Raw genomic sequence first — 16600 nt, 5'->3', positions numbered from 1 at the left:
CTTCAAGAATGAAGGAAATTTACCACCAGGCTTCCACCTGGACTCCAAAGTTCCACGTATCCGCTTTGGTATGGTCGTCAAACGTATCGCCATGCTCAGAATCATTCAGATAAGACGCGAACACGCGCAGTTCAGGGCGTGACATAAACTCCGGACCGGCCGCCAGGCCCATTGCCAGCGTATATTTCTGACCGCCTTGTTTGTAATTCGAACCGTTCTTGTAATCATCTTTCTGGTAGAAGGTACCGACTTCGCCGATGGTACGCACATAATCGGTCCACTGGTATTGCGCACGACCCACAAGAGAAACCAGCTCAGTGGTGTCGGTGTAATCGGTGATGTTTTCGGCATGGCCATACGTCAGCACGTGGTTGAGACTGAACTTGCTGGTGATCGGAATAAGGCCGGTGATGATGCCACGATAACCGGTGGCGTCATTGGTGTAGTTCCACATATCGTACCAGCCGCCGCCCTGCGAAATCATGTTCTGCGCCAGACCTTTGTTGGCGTACTGCAACACCAGTTTGTTATAGCCGCCCCACATGTCCTGACTGATTTCGCCGGTCAGCATCACGCCGTTATCCGCGTCGTAAAGGCCGCCGTACTCTTTCTGATCATGCGACAGGTTTGGCATGGCGTAGTCGGCACCGACTTCCATCCACGCGCCGCTCCACGGTTTGATGCCGGCATAGCGTACGTCGATGTAGTTGATGTTCACGTCATTATTGCCATCCACGCGGTAATCCACGTCATTGGCATCGCCGCGGATCCACGCCAGAGACAGCGCGCCTTCGCCCATTTTCAGGTTTTCAATACCGGCACCGGCACCGGAAATGTTCCAGTATTTGGTATCAATGATATGCAAGTCGTGGCGCTGGTAATAACGTTTGCCGCCCCAGATCACCGCATCTTTATCCCACGGCACCAGCCCTTTGATTTGCAGATTTAGCTGACGCAGACCGAACTGTGCATCGTCATCGACGGTGCTTTCATCATCATTCGAACCGTCCGACACCATGCTGACCATCGAATCGACATAAAAACTCACATCGTCTTTTTTATAGACTTCGCTGCCCAGTTCTACTTCGCCGTATGTATCGTTTTCGTTGCCCAGACGCCCGACCTTATTTTTCTGGAATTGCTCAAGACTGCCACCGCCAGAAACCCCCAGCCCCGAACGCAGATATCCATGAAAATCAATATCATTAGCCATTGCAGGGCCTGCTGTGATGGCGAGCGAAACCGCCACAGCCAGAGTGCGTAAGTTGTGTTTCATTTTTTTTCCTTATGATTGTATGACGTTCACATTTACGAAATGTATAAGATACCCAGAAACAATAATGATCAATTTTACATATTGTGAAATGTGATATATGTCTACAACTTATGCGTTAAATATAAAGTTGAAGTGATGTAAATCACGATTGTATGCAATGTTAACGTATAACTTATGCAACGGGAGGGTGTCCGGATTGAACTTTTAAATGAGATCCCGTACTTTGGCTCGATTATCATAGAATTATGCAAAATCACGGGTTGCGGTCTGGGGAAAGAATGAAATCAAAAAGTTCGACATTAGAAGATGTTGCCCGCTATGCCGGTGTTTCGTATCAGACGGTGTCGCGAGTTTTAAACAAGTCGGCCAATGTTTCAGACGCCACGCGTCTGAAGGTCGAACAGGCCATTGAAGTATTGCGCTACGTGCCAAACCGGCTGGCGCAGCAACTGGTTGGAAAACAGAGCTTTACCATCGGACTGGTGACGACATCGCTGGCATTGCACGCGCCGTCACAGATTGCCGCTTCTGTGAAGAAATATGCTCATCAGGCCGGGTATCAGGTGCTGATTTCCATGATTGATGAAGACGTCAATCAGAGCATTCAGGACTCCATTAACGAGCTGAAATCACAGCGCGTCGAAAAGGTCATCATTAATATCCCGCTGGAAAGTGCCGAGGCGGAGCGAATTTATGAAAATAACCGCGACATTCTTTGTCTGTTTCTGGATGTCGATCCGACCAGTCCGGTATTCAATGTCTGCTTCAATCCGGCGGACGGCTCACGGGCCAGCGTGGAATATTTGCTGAATCTGGGACACAGGGAATTTGCCTTACTGGCGGGACCGGATGATTCGGTTTCCTCACGTTTGCGGCTGCAAAGCTGGCAGGAAACGCTGGCAGAAAAGGGCATTGTGCCGGTGACGGTGATCCACGGTGACTGGAGCGCAAAAAGTGGTTATTACAGCGCATTACAGATGCTGCGCGAAACGCCGCAGTTTACCGCCATACTTGTCGGGAATGACCAGATGGCGCTGGGCGTGATCAGCGCGCTGCATCAGCACAATGTGGCTATCCCGCAGCAGGTTTCTATTGTGGGTTATGACGATACGTATGACAGTGCGTTTTTCCATCCGGCGCTGACCACGGTATCGCTGGATCTCGATTTGCAAAGTAAAGAAGCGGTTGAGCATCTGCTGGCTGATAACAATGACGGGATGCCTTCCAAAATACTGCCCGCCAGACTGGTGGTAAGAAACTCTGCCAGTGCGCCGGGTGTGCAGGATAAGGATCTTAATCAGATAGCCGACCAGCTCGATATTCTGGCCAGGCAGTTGCGCGGCCAGTGATAAACCGGTTAAATCCCCGGACTATGTTAAGCAGACGACTGAACAGCAAAAGGAAGTGAAGCAATGACGTTATGGCAGAGTTATGTGCAGGGCTGGAAATAATATGTGGATTTCCGGGGACGTGCGAGCCGCAAGGAGTTCTGGACCTTTGCGCTGGGCAATTTGCTGATAATTATTTTGCTGACAATGGGTGTGTCATTGGGGTTCACGCTGGTGGGAAATCCTTACAGCGTTTTCTACGCGGGCGTCGCTTATACCCTTTTTGCACTGGCGACGGCATTACCGCTGCTGGCGGTCGGCGTCAGGCGCATGCATGACATTAACCGCTCCGGCTGGTGGTTTGGCGGTGTTTACCTGGCAGGCATTGTCTCGCGTCTGCTGAATTCCATCCTGATGGAATACGCATCACCGGAAACGTATGTCTGGATGAAAATCACGCTGGGCATTGTGCTGGGCTGGATCCCGCTGCTGGTGATGGTTTTTCTGTGTTGCCAAAAATCTCAGCCTGCACCGGCAACCCAAACCCGCATTGTTGAGTAACGCTACACCGGATGTCCTGTTCCGCAGTGAATAAGAACGGTTTGCCGCCAGTTGCGCGGCAAACGTCTCAGGTTTATTTCTGGCATCGCGTTCATGGCGGAAAAGCCATCAGCACGGTGGCAATCGCCAGTAAATCAGCACTGCCGCCGGGGCTGAGATGGCGGGCAATCAGCTGCCTGTCCATCTCCTGCAAATCCTCTTTCTGCCACCCTTTTTTCAGCAACTGCCGGGCATAATCCTGCACGAAAAGCAGTCCGTTCAGACCACCGCGCGACACCAGATTAGTGTCAGGGTTATACGCCATCAAACGCAGCAGGGCATTCAGGCTGCGGCGCTCAGGATTATTTTCCTGATACCAGTAAGGTAAAACGTGACGGCGCAGGGTGAGGAATCCGCTCTGCACTTCGCCGCGTGCTCCGGTCATGCCGTGTGCCACAAACAGCCGTTCACCCGCCGTCACCGGCTGGCGACAGCTTTGCAGTTCACGCTCAATCAGCCCTTGTGTCATGGCAGCCACTTCGCGACATATCCCGCGACGGGTCATTAGCTGGCGATGCACGCTGATCCTGCCAGCCGCTGTACATAACAGTCCCAGCGAAAAAATACCGCCTTTGTGCGTATTCACGCCCTGTGTGGCACCGAACATGGCCTGTTCACAGGCAATCCCGGTCGGACGGATGCGCATCAGCATTGACTGCGCAGGTTGCAAAAAATCCTGCTGACCGAGAGCGTAAAACTGATACAGCCACGGCGTGATGGCGCCGATGCTGCGTAAAAAAAGCGGCAAATCCATGTCACAGTGCGAGCCATTATTGATGCTGTCCACCAGCCCTGGTTTCGGTGTCAGCCAGACTTCGCTGCGCAGGGCGTCAGCCGCCAGCGTGGCGATGCAGGCAGCAGAAAGGGGTTCAGAGTGTGCGATGCCAGCCATCAATCAGCGCCTCCACTTTTAGCATCACTTCAGATAGCGGATGTTTACGCGAGCGGGCGCACGCGTGGGCGGGGCCATCGCAAACCAGACAGCGGCGGCTGGCATTATCCAGCGAACGTCGGCCAACAACGCCTGCCTGCGGACAGATAACATCGAAATCCCATAAACGCCCGAGTGCGTGAGAGTGTTCCAGTTCAACCGTGGCCGCTTTCACTTCTGGCGCATAATGCTCCACACACCAGAACGCTTCCGCGCCTGTCGGGAGCCAGAAAACCTGATGTTTCAGCACCGGCCAGCCGTGTTGAAGCAACATGACCTCGGCCTGTTGCAGTGCTTCGCGCATGACCTGACGCCAGGCAACAGAATCTTTCACCGGCCCCGGCGTCACCAGCGTGAGTGAAATCAGCGGTTGTGTGAATTGTGTCAGCCAGTCGGTTTGCCGTCTGGCGCGCAGTTCCTTTGCGGCCAGCAAATCCTCCAGACTGACGCCTGCTGGTGCAGGCGTCACAGTAGTCATTATGCGTCCTCTCTGACCTGATGAACGACGTCGATCACGCTGCCGTCGCGATAGCGGATCACGCCGACGACTCGGTCGGTGAATTCAATCGGTTTCGGCTCACCGCTCAGAGAAATGGCGCGCTGGTATAACGCTTCGATATCCATCACTTTCATCCCTGCGTCTTCCAGCCGCTGGCGGATCTCCGGTCGCGCAGGATTCACGGCGATACCGTGATCGGTCACCAGCACATCAATGCTTTCCCCCGGTGTCACGCGGGTCGTGACCCGACGGACGACCGTCGGAATGCGGCTGCGCAGCAACGGCGCGACGACAATGGTCAGATTGGCGGCACTGGCCACATCGCAATGACCGCCGGAAGCACCGCGCATCACGCCGTCGGAACCGGTGATCACGTTGACATTGAAACCGGTGTCGATTTCAAGTGCGCTCAGAATAACGATATCCAGCTGATCGCAACTCGCCGCCTTGGCTCCCGGATTGGCATAGACGTTGGTAGAAATCTCGATGTGTTGCGGATTACGGCTGAGCGATGCCGCCGCCTGACCGTCAAAACATTGTGTATCGAGCAACGTTTCAATCAGCCCTTTTTCATGTAAATCCACCAGACTGCCGGTGATACCGCCTAGGGCAAAACGGGCTGTTATCTGGTGGCGTTCCATTTTTTCTTCCATGAAACGGGTGCAGGCTGTGGCCGCTGCGCCGGATCCGGTTTGCATCGAAAATCCGGGTTTGAAATAGCCTGAAAATTCGATGACTTCAGCGGCCGTGCGGGCAATCATCAGCTCCCGCGGGTTGCTGGTGACACGGGCGGCACCGACGCTGATTTTGGCCGGGTCACCGACCTGATCGACTTTGACGATGTAATCCACCTGATCCTGTAGCAGGCTGGCGGGCATATTAGGGAAGGGCACCAGCTCTTCCGTCAGCAGCACGACGGTTTTCGCGAATTGCGCATCGACCATCGCGTAGCCCAGCGAACCGCAGCAGGATTTTCCGTGTGTGCCGTTGGCGTTACCGAATTCGTCACTGCACGGTACACCGAGAAATGCGACATCGATGTTCAGTTCGCCATCCTGTAGTAATTTTACCCGCCCGCCGTGCGAGTGAATTTGTACCGGTTCTTCCATCAGTCCGTGAGAAATAGCGTCAGCCAGTTTGCCGCGCATTCCGGAGGTGTAAATACGGCTGATGACGCCGCTGCGGATATGTTCGATCAGCGCATCATTGCAGGACATCAGCGAACTGGACGCCAGCGTGAGATTTTTAAAGCCGAGTTTTGAAAGCATAGCGACTACGTTATTAATGACCTGATCGCCTTCACGAAACGCGTGGTGGAAGGAAATGGTCATACCGTCTTTCACGCCGCTGCGGGCAATCGCCTGTTCCAGTGAAGTGCAAAGTTTACGGTGCTGACGGGCATCGGGATCAGAAAGATAAGGTGTCGTCCGGTGCGCACCGTCAAAGGCAACCAGGTGTTTTAACTGCGGATATTCGCTGTGCAACATTTCAGTGAAATGACTCATTGTATTGATATTCCTGTGCAAATTTGAGGGCTAGCGGCGGACGCCAGACGCACTGGCGCGTTCCAGCACTACCTGCGCGTGATTAATGATCGGCCCATCGATCATCTTGCCGTTGAGCGAGATCACCCCCAGCCCTTTGCGTTCACCTTCTTCGGCGGCAGCAATCACCCGTTTCGCGTAATCCACGTCTTCCGGGGTCGGCGCGTAAGCGTTATGCAGCAACTCAATCTGACGCGGGTTGATCAGGGATTTTCCGTTGAAGCCCATTTTGCGGATCAGTTCGACTTCGCGCAGGAAACCGGCTTCATCGTTGATGTCGGAATACACTACATCGAAGGCATCAATGCCCGCCGCACGGGCCGCGTGCAGCACGGCGCAACGGGCATAGAACAGCTCTGTGCCGTCGCCGCGTTCTGTCTGCATATCCATCACATAATCGAAAGCTGCCAGTGCGATGCCGATCAGGCGCGGTGAACAGCGGGCGATCGCCACGGCATTGATCACGCCAATGGCCGATTCAATGGCGGCCATAATTTTGGTGGAGCCAGCTTCGCGACCACACTCTTTTTCGATGCGCTCTATATGTGCTTCCAGCTCAAAGATATCTTCCGGCGTATCGGTTTTCGGCAAACGCACGACATCCACGCCCGCGCGTACTACGGCCTCTAAATCTTTAAGGCCAAATGGTGTGCTGAGCTGATTAATGCGCACTACGGTTTCAATATCGCGATACATCGGGTGTTGCAGCGCATGAAATACCAGAATGCGTGCGGTATCTTTTTCGCGCAGGGAAACAGCATCTTCGAGATCAAACATGATGGAGTCCGGGCGATAGATAAACGCGGTGGAGAGCATGGCGGCGCTGGCTCCGGGCAGGAACAGCATACTGCGGCGCAGTTTCTTCATCGTAATGTCTCCCAGTTAATCTCTTCGGCTTGTGCAGCACGCATTACCGCACTTTGAACGCGCGCGCGGATCACACAATCAAGCGCGCCCTTGTCGTCGATAATCAGCAAACCTTCCGTGACCGCGAGGGCGCTGAGTGTTTCATTGACGACGCTGCGGATTTGGTCGCGAAACTGTTTGATGACTTCACTGTTGATGATCACCGTCAGCTCACTGGCCGGGGCGATTTTTACCAGCAAATCGCTGGATTCAACCGTTCCTGCCAGCGCCTCCTTCATAATTTTCATTCGTTTTTCCTGCAGTTAACAAAGTGAGGGTGAAATAGTGAGTGCGTCGTCGTGCGTCGTTTCAACCGCCGCCGTGACGCAATAATGCTGTTTCAGGTGCGCATAAGTGCCGGGCGGAACGATGTCGCGTATACGCGCCAGCTGCTGCGTTTTGAGCAATGCGCGCACTTCGGATGCGGAAATGGCTCTGCCGCTGGCATGGCGTTTCCGTGGCAATTCGATAACGCTCAGTGGCGGTGAGGCAGAGCGGCCCGGCGTTTCCAGCCAGTCATGCATGTCGCAGTTGTACTGATGGGTGACCGGACAAAATGGCTCGCTGCCGATAAACCGATGGGTAATGCCTAATGCCTGAGCGATGTACTGACGAAAAATCAGCAAATCCATCACGCTCCATGCCTGATTGACCAGCCCGGCATCCTTGAGGAAATAACCGGGGAAGGTCGCGCGCGAAATCAGATATTCCGAACCGGCATGTACGGTCACGTTAGGCAAATCCGCGACGCCCTTACGCACCATTTCAAGCCGTTCCTGAAACGGGAAATACGACACGTCTTCGCTGACCACAAACACATGCAGCCAGTCACAAGTGGCGGCCGCCTGTTCTGCCAGATAACGGTGACCGAGGGTAAACGGATTAGCATTCATCACCACCGCACCGATACGCTTACCGTGGTGAAGGTGACGTTGCAGCGAACGACAGTAATGACTGATACCCACCGGCGTGTTTTCCATCAGTACGGCCACATCATCCCACTGCACCAGCGGATAAAATCCGCAGCCGCGAAAACGCGCCAGATTGGTAGGGCGGGTATAGAGAAACAGATGAAAATTACCGCGCTGAACCGCCAGGTTCTCAACTTCACCGAGCAATCTGGCGCTGAGATTTTCACCGCGCCAGCCGGACGCGACGGCGACGCATTTAATGGTGTTACTGACCAGACCTGCGCAGCCGACTACATGGTGGCCTGAACAGGCCACCACAAACTGTTCAATGTCATCATCCATGCCCAGCTGACTTTGCTGAAGCAGGGCACGAATGTCCTCAAGCATGCCTTTTGGTGGCTTGCTGACAGAGATGACGTGAAAGTCAGGCGTATTACGACTGAACATAAGCCGGGCTCGCGTGACGATGGGGGGCAACCTTTATGTCTGCGGCGACAATCACATTGCTCAGATGACCAATCTTTTCGATTTCCACTTCAATGCGGTCGCCGGGTTTCATAAACAGCGGCGGCACACGTTTTTTGCCCACACCGCCGGGTGAACCTGTGATGATCACGTCACCGGCATGAAGCGAGGTAAAGGTGCTGATATATTCAATCAGTTCAGCCACTTTGTGGATCATGCTGCAGGTGTTGTCGTCCTGCACCATATTGCCGTTGAGCCAGGTACGGATTGCCAGCGTATGCGGATCGGGGATTTCATCGGCGGTGGTCATCCACGGTCCAAATGCCCCGGTCTGACGCCAGTTTTTACCGGCGGTAAACCACGTGTGCTGCCAGTCGCGGGCGGAACCGTCCATGTAACAGCTGTATCCGGCGACATGCGACAGGGCGTCTTCACGTGCGATATTTTCCCCCGCAGAACCGATAATCACCGCCAGTTCGCCTTCATAGTCAAACTCAACGGAACGGCTCGGTTTGATGATGGGGGATGCATGACCTGTCTGAGAGTCAGCGAACCGCACAAACAGCGTCGGTGCCGGATTATGCTGATCAAACTCTTTGCGCTTTTCGGCGTAGTTCATGCCGACGCAGAGAATTTTCTCCGGATTCTGAATCACCGGCAGAAATGTAATGTCGGCGAAGTCCAGATCAGCGGGCAGGGCAGCCAGTTCCTGAGCCTGCGACAGCGCATTGCCCGCCAGCAGGGCTTTGAGATCCGGATAACGCTTTCCGAGATGACGACCAAGGTCAATGATGCCTTTGTCGGTCGCGATGCCGTAGGACTTGCGCCCCTGATAGAGATAGCTTGCCAGTTTCATATTAGGTCCTGATTTAAAAAGATTTCACACAGTCTCAGACGAGGAAGTTGCCGAGCACCAGCAGCGACACGGAGACATTGATCGCGCCGCCGATGCGGGTGGCGATTTGCGCAAATGGCATGAGTTGCATACGGTTACCGGCGGTCAGGATCGCGACATCACCGGTTCCGCCCTGACCGCTCTGGCAGCAGGAGACAATGGCAACATCAATCGGGTGCATACCAATTTTCTTGCCGACGAAGAAACCGGTCGCAACCAGCGCCGCAACGGTGCTGACGATGACCAAAAGATTAGAAAGGGTGAATGCGGCGACCAGTTCATTCCACGGTGTGATTGCCACACCCACGGCGAACAGAATCGGATAGGTAACAGATGTCTGGAAGAATTTGTAAACCACCTGAGAACCTTCCAGCAGGCGTGGTGAAACGCCGTGCGCCAGTTTCAGCGCAACCGCTGCAAACAGCATGCCGACAGGTGCAGGAAGACCAATCAGTTTGTGTAACAGCATGCCCACCATATAAAGCAGAACGGCCAGTAACGCGCCTGCGGCAATGGTGGTGACATCAACTTTACCGCCGGTGCTGCTCAGTTTGCTGCTGTCAGCGGTGGCATTTTTGGACGTCGGCATCAGCTGGCCCTCGCCGGTCAGATGCGGATAGCGTTTACCTAACTGATTGAGTGAACCGGAAATAACGATAGCGGTCAGACCACCCAGCATGACGATTGGCAGAATGCGACCCAGCGCCACACCCTGATCCATATGCAGTAATGCTGCGTAACCGATGGAAAGCGGGATAGCCCCTTCACCGACGCCCCCGGCCATAATCGGCAGGATCAGGAAGAAGAAAATCTGGAAGGGTTCCATGCCCAGCGCCAGGCCAACGCCCATGCCGGTTAACATGCCGACCACTTCACCGCACAGCATCGGGAAGAAGATGCGCATGAAACCCTGGATCAGCACTTTGCGATCCATGCTCATAATGCTGCCGACGATAATGCAGCAGATATAGAGGTAAAGAATGTTGGTGCTTTTATAGAACTTAGTGGTGGATTCCACCACAACGTCCGGCAGCAGGCCGTAATAGACCAGTGCGGAAGGGATAAAGGTGGCGCAAATCGCCGCCGCGCCCATCTTGCCGATGAAAGGCAGACGCTTACCGAACTCACCGCAGGCGAAACCAAAGAACGCTAAAGTAGCGACCATCACCACAATATCGCTGGGCAGTTTTCCATCAAGGCAATCAATGGCGATCAGCACGCCAGCCATGACAAATAAAGGCAGTGGAATAATGCCGATCTTCCAGGTGTCGAGAATATGCCACCATTTTTCTTTTAATGAGAGCTGTTTTGCGGGTGAAGATCCCGCGGGAACAGAATAGGTGTCGTCGGTTGTACTCATGATGAATCCCCTGTGTCAATTTGTGCAGGGAGTGTAAGAGAGATAATGCCCGCTAATATGTGAGGTGCCGCAAATTAGAAACGGTATTTTAAAGGAGTGAAAGGTTTTTATGGTTTTAATTAAATTCATAAAGTGGCTGAGTTTATTTTTCGTGGTTTTTATGGTGTTATTTGTAATTATAATATTGCTGTTAATTTATGGTGAAATAACTGTTGTGAATTATGTATCTCGCCACCCGCGGCTTGCTTTGGCGGGCGATGTTCTGCGGCACGCCTCGCAACTTTTATTCTCCACTCTGACTGGAATACCGCCCGGTGATAATATCCCTGCACTGTTATTTATATCACTGTTTGTTTACAGGTTGCCTGATGCGGTTTCGGCCTTCTTTTCAGATAAAACTTTTTACTTATCTTGTTATGTTATTTATGGCGCTGTTTTCGATAGTGGGTATTTATTACTATCAGGATATTCAGAGACAGTTGTATGAAGATATGGGTATTCGTGCAAAAGTTCAGGCAGACGAAATTGCACTTATTCCCTCATTAATAAACGCAGTTGAAAATAAGGATATTTCAGCAATTAACCATTTAATGAGGAATGTCTCTGCACACAGTGATGCCAGTTATATGGTGATCGGCGACGGGAAAGCGATGCATCTGTTTCACTCCATCGATGCCGGCAGGCTGGGGTCAACGCTGATCGGCGGGGATAACAAAGAGGTGCTGGCCGGTAAAAGTACCACCACTATCAGGCTGGGAGGCGCCGGATTGTCATTGCGCAGCAAAGCACCCATCCGCAATGCTGAAAATCAGGTGATAGGTATCGTCTCGGTCGGGTATCTGACCAGCCACATTAATAGCCTGACCCTCGAGAAAGTGATCAGCATTTTACTGGCGGCGGTCACTTTGCTGGTGGCATTGTTTACCTTCTCCTGGTTTTTCTCCCGCTCGATCAAAAAGCAGATGTTCTCGCTGGAACCGCGCGACATCGGTCTGCTGGTGCGTCAGCAAAAAGCCCTGATGGAGTCTATCTACGAAGGCGTGATCGCCATTGATGACCAGTTTCGCGTGGCTGTGATCAACCAGGCAGCCAAAAAATTACTCAATCTTGAGGCGCCGTCGCGTGAATTGCGCGGTCTCCCGCTTCAGCAGGTCATCGTTCCGGTCGGCTTTTTCACTCCGCAGGTGATGCTGGAAAAAGATATTCACGATGAAATTTGCCTGTTCAATAACCTGACGGTGATCGCCAGCCGGGTGCGGATCATGCTGGAAAATCAGCTGCAGGGTTGGGTGATTACTTTCCGCGATTGCAGCGATATCGACCGGCTCAGCATCCAGCTCAGTCAGGTGCAACGTTATGCCGATAACCTGCGCATCATGCGCCATGAACAGCTTAACTGGACGGCGACGCTCGCGGGTTTGTTGCATATGGGGCGTTACGATGAGGCCATACGCTACATCGAGGCGCAATCAGAAAATGCACAGGAAATACTGGATTTTGTCTCGGCGCGTTTTTGCTCACCCAGACTGTGCGGATTACTTCTGGGCAAATATGCCCGTGCCCGTGAAAAGGGCGTCGTGCTGGAGTTTGACCCGGCCTGTGAGATAACCCGGTTGCCGGCAGCACTGAGTGAAACTGAGCTGATGTCAGTTATCGGAAATCTGTTGGATAACGCCATTGAAGCTACGTTGCTGCGCGGTAGCGAGGCAGGGCCGGTCGAGGTGTATATCGTTTGCAGCAAAGATGAACTGGTGATCGAAGTGGCAGATCACGGAGTGGGTATTACGCAGGAACGGCGGGAAGACATATTTTCGATGGGGGTAACTTCAAAGCCGGAAGGGGATCACGGCCTGGGGCTGCATCTGGTCGCCAGCTATGTCAGCCATGCTGGTGGCAGTATTGAGGTTTCCGACAATCCGCCAACCGGTGCTGTTTTCTCTGTTTTTATCCCCAACGGTAACGGAGTTCCAGGTCATACAGCAGAGTACCTTCAACCGGAAAATACGGAAGTGAGTAAATGATGCAAGCTGAAATAATTGACGTAATGATTGTGGAAGATGAAAACCGGCTGGCACAGCTTTATGCCGAACTTATAGACAATCATCCCTGGCTGAGACTGGCGGGTGTAGCAACAACGTTGCGGGAAGCCAGAGAGCTTATAGAAGCAAGACGACCGCAGCTCCTGCTGCTGGATAACTATTTACCTGACGGTCAGGGCATTTCGTTAATTGAAAATGATCTGCTTAAAAAGACCCACTGTTCGGTAATCTTTATTACTGCGGCCAGTGACATGAACACATGCAGTCAGGCGATCCGCTGCGGGGCTTTTGATTATATTTTAAAGCCTGTGTCGTGGAACCGGCTGCAACAATCGCTGGAGCGTTTTATTCAGTTCAGCCAGACACAGCGTGCCTGGAAAGTGGTGGACCAGCAAAACGTCGACAGTCTTTACCAGCTACAGGCGAAGGATTTTACACAGAAAGCAGGCAATAAAGGCATCGAGGAAAATACGCTGAATCTGGTTGAAGGCATCTTTATCCAGGAGGGCGGGCGTTGCTATTCAGTGGATGAAGTGGTCAGTGAAACCGGTTTGAGTAAAACCACCGCCCGGCGCTATCTTGAACATTGTGTGCAGAAAGGGGATTTGAAAGTCGAAATGCTGTACGGGAAAATTGGCCATCCCCGCCGGATGTACCGGCGGGCGTAGCAGTCAAAACTATTCGGTTCTTTTCGTTTTCGGGTATTTCCACAGCCAGCGACCGCTCGCCATGCGCCAGTAAAAGAATATCCCGCGCACGATCCAGTCGAGGAACATCCCCAGCCAGATACCGACCACGCCAAAGCCAAGAACAATACCGAGGAAATAGCCCACCACAATACGACAACCCCACATGCCGAGCATCGATACGTACATGGTAAAACGTGCGTCGCGTGCGCCTTTTAGTCCTGCAGGTAATACCCAGGAAGCGGCCCAGAAAGGCATAAAGGCGGCGTTGAGCCAGATGAGGATTTTTACGACGTCGATAACGTCTTGTTCATTGGTGTAAAACCGCGCCAGCAAACCGGCAAACGGCACGGAAAGGAACGCCAGCACGCAAAGCCCGAAAGTGGATAACCAGAAAATGTGGCGCAACTGGCGCTCGGATTGGGCAATTTGCCCTTTACCCAGGCGCGTACCAACGATGATGGTAGAAGCTGACCCCAGCGCATTCCCCGGCAGGTTGATCAGTGCGGCAATCGAGAAGGCAATAAAGTTACCTGCAATGACATTGGTGCCCATGCCCGCCACAAAAACCTGTGTCAGTAATTTACCACCGTTAAACAGCACGGATTCAATACTGGCCGGGATACCGATGCCCAGCACTTCACGCAAAATATTGGTATTCAGTGGCAGGAAATAGCTTTTCAGGGAGATTTTCAGCGAAGGGTTGAAACCGACCATCAGCACAACAATGACCGCAATCGCACCGATATAACGGGCGATAGTCAGCCCCAGACCGGCACCAATAAAGCCCAGACCGTGCCAGCCAAAACAGCCGTAAATCAGCACGCTGCTGATCACCAGATTGAGGATGTTCATCCCGCCATTCAGTAACATCGGGATTTTGGTGTTGCCCGCACCCCGCAGCGCACCGGAACCTATCAGCGCGATGGCCGCAGCCGGATAACTCCAGCTACTCATTTGCAGATAAGACAGCGCCAGCTCTTTGACTTCCGGCTCCGCATTTCCGGCGATCATGTCGATAATCACATGCCCGGAAAATTGCAAAAGTATCGCCAGAAGCACCGCGAAAACGGTCATGATGGCCAGCGACTGACGGGCAGCAGCGCGGGCGCGTTCATGGTCGAGTTTTCCCAGGCTGAAGGCAACGACAACGGTCGTCCCCAGATCGACCGCCGCGAAGAACGAAATCACCACCATGTTAAAACTGTCGGCCAGGCCAACGCCCGCCATCGCTTCCTTACCCAGCCAGCTGACCAGAAAAGTACTCAGTACGCCCATCAGCAGTACGCAGGCATTCTCAAAAAAGATCGGGACAGCGAGGGGCGTTATTTCGCGCCAGAACAACGTGCGGTAAGAACGCCGTTTCGGATACCAGGGCGTGCGCTCGATGGCTTTGCGCAAAGAGACGATGACGTTTTGCAAGAGAGTTCCAGTGTGGAAGAAAGTAGAACAGCGTTTTAATTTATGATGGTAAAAGACTCCGTAATATGCAAAGTCTTTTTAAGGAAATCCTTAATTCCCCGTCATATTTCGTGCCGCAGATGCGCTGGCTGCGGTTAACAACCCGAATCACTGACTTAATGTCAGCTCATCGGGATTATCAAACTTGCCGCCTGCCTGCAACCCGAACTATTCAGGGGACTTTAGGGTGGTTATCAGCGGAAAGGCGGCTCATTAAACGTGCGCAATTTGCGTGAATGCAGATGATCGCCTTCGGCGCGCAGCAGGTCGATAGCGCAGATGCCAATTTGCAGATGTTCTGAAATGGCGCCTTCGTAGAATTTGTTCGCCTGGCCCGGCAGTTTGATTTCACCGTGCAATGGCTTATCCGATACGCACAGCAACGTGCCGTAAGGCACTCGGAAACGGTAACCTTGCGCGGCAATTGTCGCACTTTCCATATCGACAGCCACGGCACGGCTGAGATTAAAGCGCAGTGCCGACGCGGCGTAACGTAATTCCCAGTTACGGTCATCGGTGGTCACAACCGTACCGGTGCGCAGCCGTTGCTTCACTTCCTCACCCGGCATTCCGCTCATTTTTTTCGTTGCGTCGTAAAGTGCGCGCTGTACTTCAGCGATGCTTGGGATAGGAATATCTGGCGGCAGAACGGCATCCAGAACGTGATCGTCACGCAGATAAGCGTGTGCCAGAACATAATCCCCAATCGACTGCGTTTCACGTAATCCGCCGCAGTGACCAATCATCAGCCACACGTGTGGCCGTAAGACGGCAAGGTGATCGCAAATGGTTTTGGCGTTCGCCGGGCCCACGCCGATATTAACCAGCGTAATACCTGAGCCGTCGCGGGCAATCAGGTGATAGGCAGGCATCTGATGCTTTTTCCAGGCCAGATCAGACACTGCCTGTTCCGGATTCTGCGTCTCTGCGGTAATGAACACACTGCCCGCGCAGGCCAGCGCCTCGTAAGGACTTTCAGGATCGGCAATCTGCGCGCACGCCCAGCTGACGAATTCATCCACGTAGCGGGTGTAGTTGGTGAAAAGTACATACGGCTGGAAGTGTTCGATCAGTGTGCCGGTGTAATGACGCAGGCGCGCCAGCGAGAAGTCCGCCCGCAGGGCATTAAAATGCGACAGCGGGAAGATATCGCCGGGATAGCTGAGACCATCTGCGGTTTCATCGCCAATTTGCGAGAGTTCAGTGGTCGGGAAATGCTTCGCCAGACCCGCGCTCATTGAGCGGTCAAGCATCAGATCTGAGCCGTCAATCACGTAGGAATATGGGATTTCCTGCTGGGAAGGGACGACTTCAATTACCGCTTCATATTCTTCTTCCAGCAGGGACAGCTGCTCGAGCAGATAGTGACGGAACAATTCAGGGTGCGTGATGGTGTTGGCATAACGGCCGGGATGGGAAAAACGACCATAGGCGCGGGTCGGGTTTTTAGCGGGCGTTACGCCGTCCCAGGTGACACGTAATTCCGGGTAAACAAACAGCCCGGCGGCACGCGCACTGATGTCAGGCAGTGTCCCCTCAACGATGAAGTCTTTAATCGCCACCCGCAATGCGGCCACAGACCTGTTATACATCTCTTCGAGCTTCTCAATCGCCTGTGAAGCGGTGAGGGACTTGTTATCCATACGTTTTCCTTTGTGCTTCGTTCGTCATCATTCACTTTAAATATGGCTTGTCTGCG

Annotated in this window: 16 protein-coding genes; 5 read left to right on the top strand and 11 right to left on the bottom strand. The window is 53.1% G+C overall.

Annotated features, from left to right (window positions below):
* Nucleotides 1-19: 19 nt before the first annotated feature.
* Nucleotides 20-1276, bottom strand: coding sequence for a maltoporin (locus ACJY2G_RS09075; protein ID WP_112289868.1), 1257 nt, complete (start codon nucleotides 1274-1276; stop codon nucleotides 20-22).
* A 278-nt stretch (nucleotides 1277-1554) separates the two neighbouring features.
* On the opposite strand from ACJY2G_RS09075, the gene ACJY2G_RS09070 reads away from it, so the two are divergent.
* Nucleotides 1555-2625 (top strand): LacI family DNA-binding transcriptional regulator, encoded by a 1071-nt coding sequence (locus tag ACJY2G_RS09070; protein WP_120161329.1) that lies wholly within the window; start codon nucleotides 1555-1557, stop codon nucleotides 2623-2625.
* A 105-nt stretch (nucleotides 2626-2730) separates the two neighbouring features.
* The gene (locus ACJY2G_RS09065) at nucleotides 2731-3165 is read left to right on the top strand and encodes a DUF805 domain-containing protein (RefSeq protein ID WP_439291666.1); all 435 of its coding nucleotides are present in this window, start codon (nucleotides 2731-2733) and stop codon (nucleotides 3163-3165) included.
* Nucleotides 3166-3256: 91 nt separating this feature from the next.
* On the opposite strand, the gene citG is transcribed toward ACJY2G_RS09065, so the two are convergent.
* Genes citG through ACJY2G_RS09025 form a run of 8 tightly spaced genes read right to left on the bottom strand, consistent with a single transcriptional unit; the run spans nucleotide 3257 to nucleotide 10715 of the window.
* Nucleotides 3257-4096, bottom strand: coding sequence for a triphosphoribosyl-dephospho-CoA synthase CitG (gene citG / locus ACJY2G_RS09060; RefSeq protein WP_430319164.1), 840 nt, complete (start codon nucleotides 4094-4096; stop codon nucleotides 3257-3259).
* A complete protein-coding gene (citX, locus tag ACJY2G_RS09055) occupies nucleotides 4074-4613 on the bottom strand; it encodes a citrate lyase holo-[acyl-carrier protein] synthase (RefSeq protein ID WP_430319163.1) in 540 nt (179 codons plus the stop codon). Before citX ends, citG begins: the two co-directional genes overlap by 23 nt.
* A complete protein-coding gene (gene citF / locus ACJY2G_RS09050) occupies nucleotides 4613-6139 on the bottom strand; it encodes a citrate lyase subunit alpha (protein ID WP_120161336.1) in 1527 nt (508 codons plus the stop codon). The genes citX and citF overlap by 1 nt, the downstream gene beginning before the upstream one ends.
* Nucleotides 6140-6169: 30 nt before the next feature.
* Nucleotides 6170-7045 (bottom strand): citrate (pro-3S)-lyase subunit beta, encoded by an 876-nt coding sequence (citE, locus tag ACJY2G_RS09045; RefSeq protein ID WP_112289880.1) that lies wholly within the window; start codon nucleotides 7043-7045, stop codon nucleotides 6170-6172.
* Entirely contained in the window at nucleotides 7042-7332 is a 291-nt protein-coding gene (citD, locus tag ACJY2G_RS09040) for a citrate lyase acyl carrier protein (RefSeq protein WP_439291665.1), read from the bottom strand. The genes citE and citD overlap by 4 nt, the downstream gene beginning before the upstream one ends.
* A 15-nt stretch (nucleotides 7333-7347) precedes the next feature.
* Nucleotides 7348-8442: a [citrate (pro-3S)-lyase] ligase gene (gene citC / locus ACJY2G_RS09035; protein WP_439291664.1), complete on the bottom strand. Its 1095-nt coding sequence runs from the start codon at nucleotides 8440-8442 to the stop codon at nucleotides 7348-7350.
* Nucleotides 8429-9316: a fumarylacetoacetate hydrolase family protein gene (locus ACJY2G_RS09030; RefSeq protein ID WP_430319161.1), complete on the bottom strand. Its 888-nt coding sequence runs from the start codon at nucleotides 9314-9316 to the stop codon at nucleotides 8429-8431. Before ACJY2G_RS09030 ends, citC begins: the two co-directional genes overlap by 14 nt.
* A gap of 34 nt (nucleotides 9317-9350) precedes the next feature.
* The gene (locus ACJY2G_RS09025) at nucleotides 9351-10715 is read right to left on the bottom strand and encodes a 2-hydroxycarboxylate transporter family protein (protein ID WP_120161342.1); all 1365 of its coding nucleotides are present in this window, start codon (nucleotides 10713-10715) and stop codon (nucleotides 9351-9353) included.
* 109 nt (nucleotides 10716-10824) lie between these two features.
* On the opposite strand from ACJY2G_RS09025, the gene ACJY2G_RS09020 reads away from it, so the two are divergent.
* From ACJY2G_RS09020 to ACJY2G_RS09010, 3 genes are read left to right on the top strand one after another with little or no spacing between them, the layout of a single operon-like run.
* Entirely contained in the window at nucleotides 10825-11202 is a 378-nt protein-coding gene (locus ACJY2G_RS09020; RefSeq protein ID WP_430319316.1) for a hypothetical protein, read from the top strand.
* Nucleotides 11084-12736 carry an ATP-binding protein gene (locus tag ACJY2G_RS09015; RefSeq protein WP_430319160.1) on the top strand — a complete coding sequence of 551 codons (1653 nt, stop codon included), beginning with the start codon at nucleotides 11084-11086 and terminating at the stop codon, nucleotides 12734-12736. The genes ACJY2G_RS09020 and ACJY2G_RS09015 overlap by 119 nt, the downstream gene beginning before the upstream one ends.
* The gene (locus tag ACJY2G_RS09010) at nucleotides 12736-13422 is read left to right on the top strand and encodes a response regulator (protein ID WP_430319308.1); all 687 of its coding nucleotides are present in this window, start codon (nucleotides 12736-12738) and stop codon (nucleotides 13420-13422) included. The genes ACJY2G_RS09015 and ACJY2G_RS09010 overlap by 1 nt, the downstream gene beginning before the upstream one ends.
* A 9-nt stretch (nucleotides 13423-13431) precedes the next feature.
* Here ACJY2G_RS09010 and ACJY2G_RS09005 read toward each other — a convergent pair whose 3' ends face one another.
* A complete protein-coding gene (locus tag ACJY2G_RS09005) occupies nucleotides 13432-14862 on the bottom strand; it encodes an EmmdR/YeeO family multidrug/toxin efflux MATE transporter (protein WP_120161346.1) in 1431 nt (476 codons plus the stop codon).
* Between the two features lie 233 nt (nucleotides 14863-15095).
* Nucleotides 15096-16544 (bottom strand): AMP nucleosidase, encoded by a 1449-nt coding sequence (locus ACJY2G_RS09000; protein WP_430319159.1) that lies wholly within the window; start codon nucleotides 16542-16544, stop codon nucleotides 15096-15098.
* Nucleotides 16545-16600: the final 56 nt, after the last annotated feature.

Source organism: Rahnella sp. ATs2, assembly GCF_051851855.1.
GTDB lineage: Bacteria > Pseudomonadota > Gammaproteobacteria > Enterobacterales > Enterobacteriaceae > Rahnella > Rahnella variigena.
This window is presented reverse-complemented; position numbering and strand designations above follow the sequence as displayed.